This is a genomic window from uncultured Actinomyces sp., assembly GCA_900541895.1.
Taxonomy (GTDB): domain Bacteria; phylum Actinomycetota; class Actinomycetes; order Actinomycetales; family Actinomycetaceae; genus Pauljensenia.
The window spans coordinates 25,791-41,898 of the sequence record UWSI01000014.1 but is presented as its reverse complement, the minus strand read 5'-3'; the positions used below and the strand labels follow the sequence as shown (position 1 = coordinate 41,898).

Annotated in this window: 13 protein-coding genes and 1 tRNA gene; 4 read left to right on the top strand and 10 right to left on the bottom strand. The window is 56.9% G+C overall.

Annotated features, from left to right (window positions below; all coding sequences use genetic code 11):
* Window positions 1–202 precede the first annotated feature (202 nt).
* Complete coding sequence (locus tag QZR18_RS05075; RefSeq protein ID WP_178703909.1) at window positions 203–1,609, top strand: sodium:alanine symporter family protein; 1,407 nt, start codon at window positions 203–205, stop codon at window positions 1,607–1,609.
* A 164-nt stretch (window positions 1,610–1,773) separates the two neighbouring features.
* Here QZR18_RS05075 and QZR18_RS05070 read toward each other — a convergent pair.
* From QZR18_RS05070 to QZR18_RS05050, 5 genes are all read right to left on the bottom strand, one after another.
* A tRNA-Ala gene (locus tag QZR18_RS05070) sits at window positions 1,774–1,846 on the bottom strand.
* Window positions 1,847–1,918: 72 nt separating this feature from the next.
* Window positions 1,919–2,962, bottom strand: coding sequence for a hypothetical protein (locus QZR18_RS05065; RefSeq protein ID WP_295910531.1), 1,044 nt, complete (start codon window positions 2,960–2,962; stop codon window positions 1,919–1,921).
* A gap of 143 nt (window positions 2,963–3,105) precedes the next feature.
* A complete protein-coding gene (locus QZR18_RS05060; protein ID WP_178703911.1) occupies window positions 3,106–3,798 on the bottom strand; it encodes a GNAT family N-acetyltransferase in 693 nt (230 codons plus the stop codon).
* A 17-nt stretch (window positions 3,799–3,815) separates the two neighbouring features.
* On the bottom strand, window positions 3,816–5,045 hold the full coding sequence (gene glp, locus QZR18_RS05055; RefSeq protein ID WP_156334469.1) for a gephyrin-like molybdotransferase Glp: 1,230 nt from the start codon (window positions 5,043–5,045) through the stop codon (window positions 3,816–3,818).
* Complete coding sequence (locus QZR18_RS05050; RefSeq protein WP_178703914.1) at window positions 5,045–6,004, bottom strand: UTP--glucose-1-phosphate uridylyltransferase; 960 nt, start codon at window positions 6,002–6,004, stop codon at window positions 5,045–5,047. Before QZR18_RS05050 ends, glp begins: the two co-directional genes overlap by 1 nt.
* Window positions 6,005–6,042: 38 nt before the next feature.
* On the opposite strand from QZR18_RS05050, the gene QZR18_RS05045 reads away from it, so the two are divergent.
* Both QZR18_RS05045 and mscL read left to right on the top strand, forming a co-directional pair.
* Window positions 6,043–6,660 carry a 5-formyltetrahydrofolate cyclo-ligase gene (locus QZR18_RS05045; RefSeq protein ID WP_178703917.1) on the top strand — a complete coding sequence of 206 codons (618 nt, stop codon included), beginning with the start codon at window positions 6,043–6,045 and terminating at the stop codon, window positions 6,658–6,660.
* 184 nt (window positions 6,661–6,844) lie between these two features.
* Window positions 6,845–7,237 carry a large conductance mechanosensitive channel protein MscL gene (gene mscL, locus QZR18_RS05040; protein ID WP_178703920.1) on the top strand — a complete coding sequence of 131 codons (393 nt, stop codon included), beginning with the start codon at window positions 6,845–6,847 and terminating at the stop codon, window positions 7,235–7,237.
* Window positions 7,238–7,313: 76 nt separating this feature from the next.
* On the opposite strand, the gene QZR18_RS05035 is transcribed toward mscL, so the two are convergent.
* Together QZR18_RS05035 and QZR18_RS05030 are read right to left on the bottom strand one after the other, a co-directional pair.
* The gene (locus QZR18_RS05035) at window positions 7,314–7,616 is read right to left on the bottom strand and encodes a hypothetical protein (RefSeq protein ID WP_178703923.1); all 303 of its coding nucleotides are present in this window, start codon (window positions 7,614–7,616) and stop codon (window positions 7,314–7,316) included.
* The gene (locus tag QZR18_RS05030; protein WP_178703926.1) at window positions 7,613–11,689 is read right to left on the bottom strand and encodes a prevent-host-death family protein; all 4,077 of its coding nucleotides are present in this window, start codon (window positions 11,687–11,689) and stop codon (window positions 7,613–7,615) included. Before QZR18_RS05030 ends, QZR18_RS05035 begins: the two co-directional genes overlap by 4 nt.
* Window positions 11,690–11,804: 115 nt before the next feature.
* Between QZR18_RS05030 and QZR18_RS05025 the strand changes: the two genes are divergently transcribed.
* Window positions 11,805–13,493, top strand: a complete 1,689-nt coding sequence (locus QZR18_RS05025; RefSeq protein WP_178703929.1) for a formate--tetrahydrofolate ligase — start codon at window positions 11,805–11,807, stop codon at window positions 13,491–13,493.
* Window positions 13,494–13,584: 91 nt separating this feature from the next.
* Here the strand turns inward: QZR18_RS05025 and QZR18_RS05020 are convergent, their stop codons facing one another.
* From QZR18_RS05020 to QZR18_RS05010, 3 genes are read right to left on the bottom strand one after another with little or no spacing between them, the layout of a single operon-like run.
* The gene (locus tag QZR18_RS05020) at window positions 13,585–13,836 is read right to left on the bottom strand and encodes a hypothetical protein (protein WP_178703932.1); all 252 of its coding nucleotides are present in this window, start codon (window positions 13,834–13,836) and stop codon (window positions 13,585–13,587) included.
* Window positions 13,836–15,866 carry a ferrous iron transporter B gene (locus QZR18_RS05015; protein WP_178703934.1) on the bottom strand — a complete coding sequence of 677 codons (2,031 nt, stop codon included), beginning with the start codon at window positions 15,864–15,866 and terminating at the stop codon, window positions 13,836–13,838. Before QZR18_RS05015 ends, QZR18_RS05020 begins: the two co-directional genes overlap by 1 nt.
* On the bottom strand, window positions 15,863–16,087 hold the full coding sequence (locus QZR18_RS05010) for a FeoA family protein (protein WP_081581514.1): 225 nt from the start codon (window positions 16,085–16,087) through the stop codon (window positions 15,863–15,865). The genes QZR18_RS05015 and QZR18_RS05010 overlap by 4 nt, the downstream gene beginning before the upstream one ends.
* Window positions 16,088–16,108 lie beyond the last annotated feature (21 nt).

Genomic DNA, 16,108 nt, shown 5'->3' with positions numbered 1-16,108 from the left:
ATCTACACACCCAACCCCCACCACGTCAAACCAAAACCACGTGAACCAGCACACATTACCGTTTCGGGCCCTAGATTTTTATCATTATTGCCAATTCTTTACTATTGCTATACGCTTATCTCAACGTTTTCGCAGCGGCTATTGGGGACTCCCAATCGGCGAGATTCTGCGGTTTTCCGACCAATTCGACTGAGGAGCTCTCATGGCAAGCATCTTGGATGCAATCTCTACGGCCTTGTACAGCTACATCCTGATCATTCTTCTGATCGGTACCGGCTTGTACTTCTTTATCCGAACGAAGGCACTTCCACTTCGCATGTTCTGGGAGTCAATTCGTGTCGTTATGGAAAAACCTGAGAAAGATAGCGACTTCTCCTCGTTCCGCGCACTGATGGTTTCCACAGCCTCGCGCGTGGGCGTAGGTAACATCGCCGGTGTCGCAACGGCTATCGCACTGGGCGGTGCTGGAGCGGTCTTTTGGATGTGGGTTATCGCGACCGTCGGCGCGGCATCCGCTTTCATCGAATCAACCCTGGCTCAGATTTATAAGCGTCGCTCCGCTCACGGCCATTCCTTCGGCGGCCCCGCCTACTACATTAAGGACGGCTTGGGCAAGGGATGGTTGGCAGTCGTCTTCGCAATTGCCTTGATCGTCACCTACATGGGCGGCTTTAATCTGCTTGCCTCCTTCAACGTCAACCAGGCATTCAGCGCATACAGCTGGTACCACGCCAGCTACACGCCGTACATCATCGGCGGCCTGCTTGCTGTTGCAATGGCAGGTTCAATCTTCGGCGGAACCCGTCGTCTCTCGGACATCACTTCTTTCCTCGTCCCGGTCATGGCAATCATTTACTTGGGCGTCGGAATCGTCGTTGTGCTGATCAATTGGCGCAACATCCCCTCGATGCTCGAATCGATCTTTACAGGCGCTTTCGACTTCAAGGCAATCTTCTCCAGCTTCGCAGGTTCGGCAGTTATGTACGGTATTAAGCGCGGACTGTACTCGAACGAAGCCGGTGTCGGTTCCGCTCCCAACGCCGCAGCTTCTGCCTCGGTATCCCACCCCGTCAAGCAGGGTCTGGTTCAGATGCTCTCGGTCTTCATCGACACAATGATCATCTGCACAATCACTGCCTTCGTCATTCTCTCCTCCAACGTTGAACTTAACGGAGACGTGACCGGTGCTCCCCTGGTTCAGAACGCGATGGCCTTGACGGTCGGTTCTTTCGCAGGCCCCTTCACCACCTTTGCCCTACTGCTCTTCGGTTTCACTACCCTGGTTGGCAACTTCTACTACGCCGAGGTAAACCTGCGATTCCTCTTCGGCGATAAGCCCACTCCGCACTGGGTACTCACAATCTTCCGCGCCGTCGCTTCGCTGCTGGTCTTCGCAGGCGCACTGCTGGAGTTCTCGGTCGCATGGAACATTGGCGACATCCTGATGGGCCTCATGGCCTTGATCAACCTGCCCGTGATCATCATCTTGGGCAACAAAGCCATCCGATGCGCCCTCGATTACCAGAAGCAGCGCAAGGCAGGACTTAACCCGACCTTCAAGGCTTCTTCGATTGGCATGACCCAAAAGCTGGATTACTGGCAGGACTAGCTAGGGACAAGGCCCAGGGCCCCTAGCACCGCCCCAGGCCCATCCCCTCGGCAAAGCTCTCGAAAAAAGGAATCCCGGCCACCTCACTGAGGTGACCGGGAATTTCTCTACCCAAAAGAGTTGGAGATACACAAAGGGCCGGGCAATCAGCCCGACCCCGGTTGTGGAGCTAGGGGGATTCGAACCCCCGACCTTCTCATTGCGAACGAGACGCGCTACCAACTGCGCCATAGCCCCAAGGACCTCACCATCATAGCGGCAGAAGTCCGTTTGGCCAAACGGAGCCCCAGCAAGGCTTCGCACGCCAAACTACTGAGCGATACGCGAGTCCAGTGCGGCCTCGACATCCAAGACAACTGCTTCGTAGGCGACGACTTCCTCGGTCGAACGCGCATCCTTTGGCAGTGGTCCAGCGGCGATCGGACGAGCAGGAATACGCGCATCCACCCTTGGGATTCCGCGAATATCGGTATCGGGGTGCACGATGCGTCCGCTCAGTCGTGCGCGCATTGCGTAGGTCGGCGCCGGGATGGCAGCAGGAGTCCAAGTACGACGTTCCACTGGCGCGGGGATCTCTTCCTCGATAGCCGAGGCCACAGTCTGCTCCACAGCTGCCTGCGCTTCATTGTGAAGATCTTCAGCGAGTTCCTCGGACTCGTCCCTAGCCTGGTCCGCGTGCTGACTTTCGTCTTCCACGCCCTCTTCCGAGGCATCGGAAAGAGAGGGCTGGATAGTGTCAGCTTCAACCGTGGTTACTTCAGCCGATGCCTTCGCGGACGCTGATGAGCGGGAGAGCTGGTCGCGAAGCCTGTGGAGCTGTGCAACTTCCTCTTCCCCGATGCGCTGGGAACGAATCGCACACGCACGCGAGAAGACAAGGGTTGCCACGCCCACAGCAAAGGGAAGAAGCGGCCACATCCATGACAGCGAAGTTGCTGCGGCACTACCAGCAAGGATCAAGGTTGCAAGGGCGGCTAGCGCCACGAGCAACACACGTCGGCGGGCAGCAGCGGCCTCGGCACTCAAACGGGCAGCGCGACGGGCGCGCAGTGCAGAAATCTCACGCACTCCGCGACTGCGAGCGCGGGCGGCCTCTGCGGTCAGGACCGGAGCATTGTGTGCCACTGGAGAGCTCCTTCGTTGCACGGGACGGGTGCCGTTGAGTAGCGCGGGCGAGTCGTCAGCGCATTCGTCGACGGGTACGACGCTAGCCGATTCGACGAGACGCAAGCTGGGAGAAAAGCGATCGTTCTCTCGAGATTGCATCATCGCGCTTCGACGAGCAATAAGGTACGGGAGGGTGGCAAGGGTGACGATGACCGCCAGTGCGACTAAAACTCCTCCGTATACCACCCTCTAACGCTAAAACCTCAGCACCATGACAGAGTTCTATAGCGGGCGCGTGTCTGTGATCGTTGGAGGAAAAATACCCCAGCACATTCACATCAATCACAGTTGTCACATGCGCACCATTGACAACATGAATAGGAGTCAAACTAGCGCAAGCTTTGACCGTACAAGGAGGCGACCATGCCACCTTGAGGAAGAGACTCTGCATCCATTGCAAAACTCACGTGGTCGGCCCACTGTCCAGCGATATTCATATAGCGCTCACGATAGCCTTCCTCGCGAAGACCAAGCTTGCGACAAAGACCCAAAGAGCGCTCGTTTTCTGGCCGAACATTAACTTCAATTCGATGCAGGCCGAGTTCACCAATGACCAGATCCATCATGTAGGCGACAACCAAAGAAGCCACGCCCATATGAGCAGCCTCTTGTGCGACCCAATAGCCAAGGATTCCTTGACTCATTGCACCCCATTGCACCTGTGAAAGGGTGAACTGCCCAACCGGATTCCCATCAAATTCGGGCATCAATATTAAAGAGCGACCCTCACGCTGATCGCGGTCTGCACGCCGCATGTAATTCCACAGGGTGGGAAGTTCTTCCACTGCTCCCGTGGGCAAAGTTGCATCCCACGGATTCAGCCAAGCGGAGTTCGCACGTCGCAGCGAATCAATACGCAGATGGTCGCGCCCCAGAAGGGGACGAATTGTCATGATCTCAGGAGGCACAGAGGACGATGCACGAATGAAACCTTCTGAAACTGGATCCTCAATACGCACGCTGAAGAAGGACGGATCACGCCCCCACACCGCAGCGGGTGTAAAAAGCTCGCGCAGTCCCATTCCGAATAGGTACCCAATCAGTCCAAAACCATGCAGCGCAAAGTATCGCCGACGCGCACATTCGTCACATCTTCGGGGACCACCGCAAGCGCATTCGATTCAGCCAGAGCCGAAAGAAGCAACGAGGCAGGAGCTCCCATCACCTTCGCTTGATATCCCGTGCGAGGTTCGCCCACTAGACGCACACGCACGAACTCGCGACGGCCTCGCGGCGAATACCATGAACGATCTACGCGCGCTTCAACACTAGGACGATTAAGCACAGTCCAGCCCTGCATGTGACGCAGTGCGGGACGCACATAGACCTCGAAGCAGACTTGCGCGGAAACCGGGTCCCCGGGAAGGCAGAAAATAGGCGTACCTGCACGCCCCTGGTCGTCACCGCCGACAGTTCCCACGCCAAGGATATGACCGGGCCATGCAGCAACCGAATCGAAGCGAACCGTGCCAAGTGCCGACAAGACCTCTCGGACTGTATCGCCACTTCCGTAAGAGATACCGCCCGTCGTCAAGATCAAATCGGCACGAACCAACTGATCTTCAATAGTTTCACGAAGAACAGAACGCTCATCAGGAACAGCAGACACGCGGAAGGTCTGCGCACCCGCATCAGTGATAGCCGTCGAAAGTGCGTGGCCGTTGGCATCGAAGACCGTCCCCGGGCGTGCTTCACGGCCAGGCTCAACGATCTCATCACCAATGGACAAAATCACCACGCGGGGACGCGGGTGAACCAGAACACGGGAACGACCAACGCCGGCGAGCAAAGCAACCTGACGGGCACCCACACGGGTCCCCGCTCGAAGGACAACGGTTCCTTCTTCCACGTCCTCGGCCTTACGGCGGATGTTCTCCCCCACCGCAGGCTGAGTCTTCGCGGAAACTTTAGAAATGCCATGGTCGCTGAATTCCAGAGCAAGAACTGCATCCGCACCCTGAGGCATAGGAGCACCAGACGCGATACGGATCGCGCGGCCTCGGATCAGGGCAGCCGGGTGAATATCCCCAGCGCGGATCTCTTCCGTAACGGGCAGGACAACAGGGGCATCCGGGCGAGCACCTTCAAGGTCAGCTGCAGCAACCGCGTAGCCATCGCACGCAGCCAGATCAGCAACCGGCAGGTTGAAGGGAGCCTCAACGTCCTCTGCCAAAACGCAGCCCACGGCGTCTGGAAGCTGAACATCCAGAGGGGGCTGCTGCCCAACGGCAGAAATACAGTCTTGATAGAAATCAGCGACCGAGCGCATTACAGACCGAGAACTTTCGCCAAACGGTCTTTCAGCTGGGTACCGGCCTCGTTCACCAAGAACTCCGCCAACTTCGGACCGAGCTTCGGGTCTTCCAAAGCCAGGGCAATATTGGCCTCGAGGTAGCCGAGCTTGTCACCGGTGTCGAAACGACGGTCATTGACAACGACACCGTACAGGCCGCCGCCGTCCTCGGGATCACGATCGATCAGGCGAGCGAAACCATCAGTGAGCTGGTATTCGCCACCACGGCCGGGTTCAATCTTTGTCAGTTCATCGAAGATCGCGGGGTCGAAGACGTAGCGTCCAACAACCGCATACTCACTCATGACCTCTTCAAGCGGCGGCTTCTCAACAACGCGATCAATACGCATAAGATCGCCATCCTTGAGGGAAACACCTTCGGGGATCTCCAGAGGAGTAACCGAAGTCGACGCGTAGGCAGTTGCCTGTTCAGGAGTCACACGCAGAAGCGCAACAACCGAACCACCAAGAGCATGGCGCACATCAATCATGTGTTTGAGCAGCGTGGAATTCGGGTGCATGAGGTCATCCGGAAGCATCACAGCAAAGGGAGCATTTCCAACATGCTGACGGGCCTGCAAAACAGCATGTCCCAGACCCAGCGGGTGCCCCTGGCGCACCGAGTGCATGCGCGCAAGCTTGAGGTATTCACGGGAGAGGGCAAGAAACTCGTCCTTGCCTGCCTTCTCGAGCTCATATTCAAGACCGGGATCGGCATCGAAGTAGGCTTCGATGGATTCCTTACCGGTTCGAGTCACGAAGAGCATATCGTCGATACCGGCATCCGTTGCCTCTCGAGCGATATATTCGATTGAAGGACGGTCAACAACAGGCAGCATTTCCTTGGGCACAGACTTTGTGATTGGCAGGAAACGCGTGCCGCGCCCGGCGGCCGGAACAACCGCGTGACGCACAGGTACATTTCGATCTGTCATAGTCACTAGAGTAGTCGAGGAAGGGGCGTGAGAGCGAAATGACCATGCACAAAAACTTACTTCGTGCTGAAATTCGTGCGCGTAGGAACCAGTATTGGGATTCCCAAGGCCACGGCAAGGTACAGGGTGAGCGTGACGCTTTGACCGCAAATTTCCGTCAAGCGCTCGATGCTTTTGGAATCACTCCCAGCCGCGAGCATCCACTTGCGGCTTTTTATCCAATGGAAAAGGAACCGGATATTTCGGGAATCCTGGCCAGTTTTGACCCCGTTTTACTTCCTGTTCTTGCACGCGAGAACGGCACACTGTTGCGCGAACCCCGCTGGGCTCTTCATTCCCGAGGCGACGAGCTCGCTCGCCCCAACCCGCGCTTCCCAGCCCAAAGCCGCGCACCTATCCGCGAAGCCCAGGCTCTTGAAGCGGCCTCGGTTGTCCTCATCGCCGGTCTTTCAGTCGACGAGGCCGGCACTCGCCTTGGCCAGGGCGGCGGCTGGTACGACCGTGCACTGCTATATAAGAACGCATCAGCCCCTGTCATTGCTTGTATTTTTGATTGGGAGTATCGAGGAAAAGAATGGCTCCCCCATGAGGATCACGATATTCCGGTAGATGGAGTCATTACTCCATTGCGCTTTATTAAACTGGGAGTCAAGTGAATAGCTCCTGCATAGGATAAGCGCAATATGTGAGGAAAACTGCGTATTTTGAGCTTCCCAAGGCACCGATGTAGCCGATAGGCTTTCTCCTTGGTTGACGCATGAGCGTCACGCAACACGTGCGAGTTCGGTGATTTCTAACTGGACTCAGAGCTGACTATCCACAACTCAAGGAGTTTTCCCCATGCTCAAGGGCTTCAAAGAATTCATTTCCCGCGGAAACGCTGTTGATCTTGCCGTCGGTATGGTGATCGGCGCTGCCTTCACCGCAATCGTCACCGCTCTGGTCGAGAAGTTCCTCAACCCCCTCATCGGTGGCCTGGTCGGCAAGCCGAACTTCGACAGCTTCCTGGAGTTCACCGTTGGCTCGGCAACTGTTCAGCCCGGCGCCATCATCACTGCACTGGTCAACTTCCTGATCGTTGCCTTTGCACTGTACCTCTTCGTGGTCATGCCGATGAACGCTCTGAACGCTCGCCGCAAGAAGGAAGAGGTCGAAGAGGCTCCCGCAGTTTCCGAGGACGTCCAGCTACTCTCTGAGATCCGCGACCTGCTCAAGGCTCAGAGCAACAACTGATTGTTCGCCTGAAAACATCACGGTGGTGGCAACCATTTGGTTGCCACCACCGTTTTTCTATGTCATCCTGCACCAACTAAATCCGTGCTTGGGAGTGCGGAGGGACGTTAGCGGCGAGGCGGGCAGTATTCGACTGATCCGCCTCGCCAACTATATGCGCCTTATCAAGCGCATCCTGGCGTTCTTGGTCGGAAACTCGATCCTCCAGCGAGGTAGGGATCCCTTTCGAAATTAGCTTTTCATCGACCTCGTTGACGAAAAGCACACGCCTGCGCTTCCGTGTGCGCATCGCATGTTTTTCGGCTCCTGCGGGCCTATCTCCACTGACTAAATCCGACGCATGAAGGTGCGGGTGCGTCACCTCAGAGGCGTCACTCACTTACTATTCCTACGAATCACATGACGCAAGACCGCATCGGTCTGGGCGCCGCGACGAGTCAATCCAAGTGCGCGCCAGAGCTCGTCGACGGCCTCTTCTTCGCTGCGCTCAACACCATCGGATGCCACCCACAGTGCGACCTCATCCAATTGATCATCGCTATAGGCCGCCAGAGGCAAACCGCGCGCAATCGCGGGGCGATCTCCACGCGCGCTATCAGCATCGTTTTCAGCCTCAGCCTCGGCCTCGTTCTCACGAGCATCCTCAACCAACTCATCACGGCGCTGACGAGCCTGCGAGGCCTCGTCATCATCCTGATCCCCATGCGACTCCTCGGCGGAAACAGAAGCGAAAGCATCTTCTTCTTCAGCTACGCCAAACTCAGCGTCCGGATCTTCGGGAAGCTCAAGTACTGGTGCTGCGGGACCGTTGATCTCATCAACTGCATCCAGCACCAGCTGGACAATACGGTCGGTTTCCTTTGCGGGGTCAATGAAAACGGCCATCGATAATGCGATATGTACCTTCCATCCCTGCTCCTCAAGCATCGAAGGCCACAGGCGATCGCGCACACGCAATGAAGGCTGAGCAACATACTCATCGTCATCAGTAAGAACCGCGAGGAGCAGACGTCCCGGAACCTCGGGGTGTCCGATGGCAAGGGGAATCCGCAAACCACCGGGAATACCGATATTTGCAACAACCTCAAGTCCCAAGCCGTACAGACGATCTGCTAGGTCGATGAGCAAACGATCCGGCTCAATCTCTAGGGTCGGCCAGGCATCAATACCCGCGCCCGACTGTCCTTGAGCAATCTCTAGCAGGTCGACCAGCATCAGTGCACCACGCTGAGACAAACGCGAAGTATCAATCTCTTCGGGTCGAATCGAAGACACAACGGTCAGATCTCCGCGCACCGAGCGCAAGACATCAGCCATTACTCCCGCACCCGCAGGCGAAGAGAAAACACCAAAGTGGTGAATAACGCGACCGTGAGGTGTCTTCGCGAAACCAACCGAAATGATGACGTGGTCGCGGCCTAGTCCTCGTGCACCATCGGGGTCAACAACCACGAAAGGTTCCACACGCGCGGGATCAAAGAACGAGGCCAAGCCCGGCTCGGCACCGATCGTGCGCGTCAGTTGGGCGCGGATTCGCTCGGCGTGCTGTGAATTCAATGCGATGACAGCAAGGGAACGATCAGGGGTTGTCGTCGCGTGCTCAAGGACAGCCTCGACAACAGCATCAACTTCCACGGAAGTCGACTCAACGGCTTCACTTCCCGGAGTTGGCATTCCCGTGCCCTCTGTCCACACCGCGGTCACCGGAGCACTGGCAGAAGTCCACGGAACTGGAACACCCGTATGGTCAACGCGGTATCGGGCAAGAAGCAATGCCATCTGATCGTTCAAGCGCGTGGGGCGAACGTCCATACGCACCTGCGGAAGAACCTCGGCTAGGGCTTCGACGGCATCCTCACTGTGTTCCTGTGCAAGATCAGCAAAAACCACTACCTGCGATGCTCGCGAAATAATCGGGACCAATTCTGCAATGGGGAGTTCATCGATGCCGTCCAAAATAACGACATCAACCTGTTGCTGTTCAGGCAGAATTTGGGGAACCAGCGTAGGAACCGTCAAAACCGCGGGAACAAGCTTCCACGACAAGGGGAATTGCGCGTACAAAGACGTCAGCGGATGCTGGTCTTGGACGGCCAATTCAAGAGCACGCAATGCTTGCGGATCATCGGCCAAAGCCTGCGTACGCACCCGATGCAGACGCGAAATGACCTGCGGGACCAAAGATGCGACCTGGCGGCGATCCAAATCTCGGCCTTCGATCAGGGTTTGCTCCAAAACTGCAGGATCAAACCCGCCCAAGCGCGAATCGGTTGCCAGCATCAAGCCCAAGATCGATGCCCACCACGCTAGGTCGAGTTCGGCATCCAGTTGGTCGTCAGCGACATGACGCTGACGAAGATCTCGGGTCAGCGGTTCAAGACCAAGCTCGGACAGAGCCTTCAATACCGCAACGCGACGAGGAAGCTCGTAACCACCTTCGGGATCGCCGCTGAGCCTCTCGCACAGTTTCGCCAAGTCGGCAATTGGCATCGCCTCAAGATCACCGTAAGCCGTCACAAACATGGGCGTCAGATGCTCAAGATCTTCAGCAACATCCTGGGTCAGTTCTACAGCCTGCGTCAGGTTCGAGGGCAGTGTCGGCCAGCCATCGGAATCGCAATGCTGACGCCACACATCACGTCGTTCCTGGACGGTCAGCAGCGCACGGTGAAGATCATTGACATGGGTCCCCGGGCGGAGCATGTCCTGCGCTTGTTTGACCAAACGGACTCGCTGAGAACGCGACATCGAAATACCGTGTTCTTGCCGCCATTTCTTCGAAGCAGTCGCAATCACCATATCGGCTGCAGAGCGTTCAAAGACGCGGGGCTGGAAGATATCCAGAACCTCACGAACACCCTCGAACATCGACAGCTGCGCGTACCACTGACGCATATCGACAGCGGAAGTGATCCCACTTTCTCCCGCAACCGAGGCCATGATGACTCGCAATTGCGGAAGTGTTTCCTTTGCCAGACGATCAACTCGCTCAAGAACATCAGGAACCTGCTCTTGGGAACCAATGACGATCCCCTTCCAGGGACCAACCTGTGCTTGGCGCGAGAAAACTCCTAGGGCCGAGGCCTCGTGAAGAAGTTCGCGGGCACGCACTCCCTGGTCGGAGGCGATCTCAAGAAGGACATCCTCGCCAAGGCGCACACGAGTTCGGGGAGCGGGCTTTGTTGCCGTCAGATCAGTGAGAACCTGAAGCGCATTGAAAGCACTGACACCGAAATTCTTAAAGGGACGGTGCAGATAGGTGGTGTAAGAAGACAAGGTTTGACGGATGGTACGCAAACGCGCACGCATCTGCGCAACTTCGGCCGTATCTTCAACCGAGTTCGTGTCATCAGCCGCGTGAAGAAGCTTCTCCCCCAGTAGCGCATCGGTCGCATTCGAGCCATCAATACGTACCGCGGCCTCATCGATACCGAGCTCACGAAGACACCCGTGAACCGCAAGGGCACGCGAGGGCGAACCTGCAATATGAACCAGTGTGCGTCCATTCGCGGCACTATCGGCAATAATCGCAGAAATGAGGGAAGCATCATCTGCACCCGAAGGCGTATCAACGATGAAGGAATGACCATCCGCAACGGCCTCGACAACATCTTGTTGCTTCGGTGTCAGGTCACCCGCACCGCGTTCCTCATCGGGGTCGCGATCACTGGGGTTCGATTGGGGAAGAGGACCAGAAATTGCGCTTCTGGCCGCCGCGTCCCCAGCAAGGGCACGAATGACGCGGTTCTTCATCAGAACGGCAGGATGGTCAAGCTCGCGGAGTAGAAGTGCCGCTGGGTGTTCAAAAATCCCAATTGTCAATTCTTCACGAACGTCGAAGTTCTCAAGAACCGAGGCCGCCCGCCGGGCATGGTCCAAAACCACGGATGCAGAAAAACCGTGCGTCTGAGTCGACAGATGTGCAACTTCATCCATATCGATGCGCACGCCCTTGTCCGCGAGCGCATCTTCGAAAGAGGCAGAGAGCTCCATTCCATGACGCAAGGTGATAACGACATCATCACCTTCAATGGCAAGACGCAGCGGGCGAAGAAAAACGGGGGCACTTTGCCTGGCGTCGCCGCTGCCCCACTGCGCGTGACCGATGGCAATGTGAACAGGGGCAACACCGTGACGCATTGCCATTTCATGGGCGAAAGAAACCAGGGAACGTGCGCGCTCAAGAGCACGCTTATGGGCCGCACTTTCGCGGATCAGGCTGGACAATTTCGTGGGTCGTCCGGCATAAAGCTGCGCCAATCCTCCCGGATGCGCCTCAGAAACAGTCAGGCTTGGGAACGAGTTCCCACCTTCCTGCGAAGTCAATAGGCGCAGTTGCGCACGCCATTCTTGGACAACATGGTCGCTGGGTGCGCTCGGCGTTTCGGGAACGGTATCTACCGGTTCCCGTGAGGAATCTTGCGTCGATCGAGAAAAGAAATTAACGGCCACAAAACCACCGTAATGGAAATGACTCCTTCGCCACGAGAGGGAACGCCGTAAGGCAACATTTTCCCAGCACTCGGGCTACCGAGTCCGTCTGCCCGCAGTGACTTAAGCTATCTCCATGAGCACTGTTGCAACTGATTTTGCGTCCAAGCTGGGACCGCTGGTCAATTTGGCCGAACGCGCGGGTATTTCCAGTGAGCACCTTCTCCCCTACGGATTTGATCTGGCAAAGATTGATCTGGCCGCTGTCGACACTTCCGCTCCCCAACGAGCCCGCTACGTCGTTGTGACAGCAACTTCCCCCACACCTTTCGGCGAGGGAAAAACGACGACTGCTATTGGCCTCGTTCAGGGGTTGGCACTTGAAGGCGCTAGCGCCACTTTGACAATCCGCCAGCCATCAATGGGCCCGACTTTCGGTGTCAAAGGCGGTGCGGCCGGCAATGGCAAGAGCCAGGTCCTGCCATTCGAGAAGATGAATCTGCACCTGACCGGCGATTTCCACGCGATCACAGCTGCTCACAACCTGCTGTCCGCAATGATCGATAACCACCTGCATCAGGGAAATGAGCTTCACATCAAGGAACGCTCCATCACATGGCCTCGCGTTCTGGACGTTAATGACCGCTCTTTGCGCCACGTCGTCACGGGCTTGGGGGGCGCAATTGATGGCGTAACTCGGCAGTCGTCCTTTGATATCACCGCTGCCAGCGAGGTCATGGTCATCATGTCCCTAGCCACCTCTTACTCGGACCTCCGCGAGCGCTTGGGACGCATTGTGATCGGTCAAAATGAGGCCGGCGAATATGTCACCGCCGAGGACCTGAAGGCTGCGGGAGCAATGGCTGCGCTCCTTCGCGATGCACTCTGTCCGAACCTTTTGCGCACGACTGAGGGTAGCCCGGTCCTGGTTCACACCGGCCCCTTCGGCAATATTGCAACGGGATGCTCCTCGGTGATCGCGGACCGCCTTGCTGGACAACACAGTGATTACGTGGTGACCGAGGCCGGTTTCGGCGCGGATATGGGCGCTGAGCGTTTCTTCGATATCAAGTGCCCCGTGGGCGGTTTGCGTCCCGATTGCGCGGTAATCGTCACGACGGTTCGCGCACTCAAGTCCCACTCCGGTAAGTACCGCCTCGCTCCGGGCAAACCCCTGCCCGATGCTATGACCGAGGAAAACGTCGAAGAGATTCGCACGGGTAGCGCAAACCTTCTCAAGCACATCGAGATTGTCCGCGGTTTTGGCTTGAACCCCGTCGTTGCGATCAATGTCTTCCCCACCGACCACGAGGCCGAGCTCGCTGAGATCGAGAAAATTTGTGCCGAGGCCGGGGTGCGTGTGGCGCGCTCCCTCGGTGTCGTTGAGGGCGGCGAAGGCGCGCGTGAGCTTGCACGTGAAGTAGCTGCAGCGTGTGAAGAATCCGCCGATGCGCAGATTCGTCCTCTCTACGAAGATACTGATTCCCTCGAGGACAAGATTGCGAAGGTTGCCGCAATGTACGGGGCATCGGGTGTGGATTACACTCCTGCTGCCGCAAAGCGCCTCAAGGAATACCAGGCAGCTGGCTTTGGTTCACTCAAGGTTGTGGTTGCCAAAACTCCGATGTCCCTCAGCGCCGATCCACAAGCGAAGGGCGCGCCTACGGGTTGGACTCTTCCTATTCGCGAAGTCCGTCTTGCGGCTGGGGCAGGCTACGTCTACGCAATTTCGGGAATGCTCTCGACGATGCCCGGTTTGTCGGCTCACCCTGCGGCAGAACGAATTGAACTGACCACTGACGGTGAAATCACCGGGGTGAAGTAAACCTCAAGCAGTTGCGCAGAAGGCTCCCTGTCGATCGTTGCTTCATGCAGGTCAACAGGGAGCCTTCTTGTTGATTAAGCTCAGGCGGGTGCTAGATAACCAGAGGGCATCCCGAACAGTGAAGCATCACCTCGGGTGCCTTATTCCCGTGACACGCACCCAAGCCCGAAGCACACAGCGACTGCGCGCTGGTTGCGTGGCCTCGGCGCTGCATGTCCTCAATGACGACAGCGGCGAATGCCTTCGACACCTGCGCCTGCGCTGCTGCGGCTTCCAGGGTGCACCCCCGCGCCAGCGCCTCTCTAAGACGCTGGACGGGAGAGACAAACTGCGTAGAAGCCATCAGAAAAGTAGCCGTCCGATCTGGAAGACGCCCACAGCCAACAGCCAAGCAGTGCAGAGCTGGACTGCAACAGCGGCAGCCGTGAGCTTTCCGCCAATCTGACGGACTTGTTCAGCTACTGTCGCCATACACGGCGTGTAGGTCAGCACAAAGACCAAGAATGCAAAGGCACCGATTGGCGCTGCATCTCCTGCAGACTTTTGGAAGGACTCGGTGACCAGCTGGGGCAGCGAACCAAGATCATCGCCACCGTCCTCAGCATCTCCACCTTCTGTTTCGGGATCCATGTTGTAGGAGGTGACGATCGACGAGATCACCGTTTCCTTCGCAACGAAGCCGGTCATCAGAGCTCCGGTCATGTGCCACTCACCAAAACCAGCGGGCTTGAAGACAGGCTCAAGCACCTGAGCAGTACGCCCGTAAAGGGAGTCCTCCATAGGGAGTTCAGAGTCTGCGAAAGAGTAGTTTCCTGCCATGGGGATGGCACCCATCAGCCACACGACGAAGGTCATGGCCAAGATGATCTTGCCGGCACCCGTCACGAAGGCCCAGGCACGTAGCCACGTGGTCCGCACGATCACGAAAACACGTGGAACCTGGTACGCGGGAAGTACTAGGAACAGCGGAGAATCCGTGGTCTTCTTCGTGAAGAACGGCTTTAAGATCAACGCTCCGAGAACCACCATGATGAGCGAGAGTACGTAGAGCGAGAAGATTACTGTTCCAGCACTATCGGGGAAGAAAATCCGGGCGATCATCAAGTAGATAGTCAGTCGAGCTGCGCACGAGGTGTAGGGCGTGATGATGGTCGTGACAATTCGCTGGGCAGTGTTGGGAAGCGTTCGCGTTGCTGCCAGCGACGGCAGATTGCAGCCAAATCCCATGATGAGCGGCAAGATCACGCGACCATCCAAGCCGATCGCACGCATGACGCGGTCACCAAGGAAGGCGGCGCGGGCCATGTAGCCAGAGTCTTCCAGGATGGAAATCATCAAGAAGATGATGAACATCAGGGGAATGAAGGAAGAGACCACACCCAAACCGGTGCACAGGCCGCCAATGAGGAAGCTGTGAAGCCAGCTGTCCTGGAGTCCCCCGAGCGTGAGGAGATAGGTGATGCCGTTTGCCAGAGAAAGGAAACCTTCATCCGTTGAAGAGAAGATGTGTTCGAAGAAGTCCTGGACCGGGCTGACCCATTCACCTGCGACTTTAAAAAGGACCCACATGAGAATAAAGAAGATCGGGATTCCCAACCAGGGGTTGAGCAGTACTCGGTCAATCTTGTCAGAGGCCGAGAGGATGGGGTCGCCTTCAGCTTTTCCGACTACTGCGGTTTCGATGCGGTCAACCCAGGCAAAGAGTTCATCTGCTTGGGTTAGCCCACCGCATCCGCAGGTACAGCTTCCATCAGCCGCGTTGACGGGAAGCCCCTTCGGACGCGTGTGCTCTTCGAGCGCGTGACGGACAATTCCCTCTAATAGATCGGGATTGTCGTAGTGGCGCGGGTCTACCGCAAGAACGGGAATTCCCAACTCATCGGCAAGTTTATCGACCGGGTATTTCTGGCCGTCCTTCTCAGAAACGTCAACCATGGTAGCGACGGCAACAACGGGGTGGCCAGCTTGCGCAACCTGTCCCAAGAGGTATAGCGAACGCGTCATTGCGCTAGCGTCCAAAAGGACAATAGCCAGATCAACTTTTCGTCCGGTTCTGGGATCGGTGAATGAACCCTCTGCACCAGAAAGAGTGTCACTCACGACTTGCTCGTCGGGAGAAGATGCGATCAGGGAATAAGTTCCGGGAAGATCAACAAGATTTGCGCCCAGTGCACGCCACGTACCGCGCTTCATTTCAACCGTGGTACCCGGAGCATTAACGACGTGCTGACGGGCACCAGTAATCGCGTTGAACAGTGTTGATTTCCCAACGTTCGGGTTACCAACTAAGACAATCGTTCTTTCTCCACCGCTTGAGGTCGGTGTGTCCAACACAGCGACATCTGATTTGGGAGAGCAGTGCGGGCAGCTCATGCGATTTCCTCCACTTCGATTGCCCGAGCACTGCGACGATCAACAGCGACGCGCGCACCGGCGATATTAACGACGAGGCCTCCGAAAGCGGCCTTGTTCACAATGAAGAATTCGCTTCCTGGGCGAACTCCAAGTTCATACAGACGGAGTCGGTGTTCTGGGGAAACCTCCATGTTTCCGAGGCGAGCCCGAGTCCGTAGTGGAAATTGTGATAGTTGCATATCGCCAAGGTTAGGCAAGCA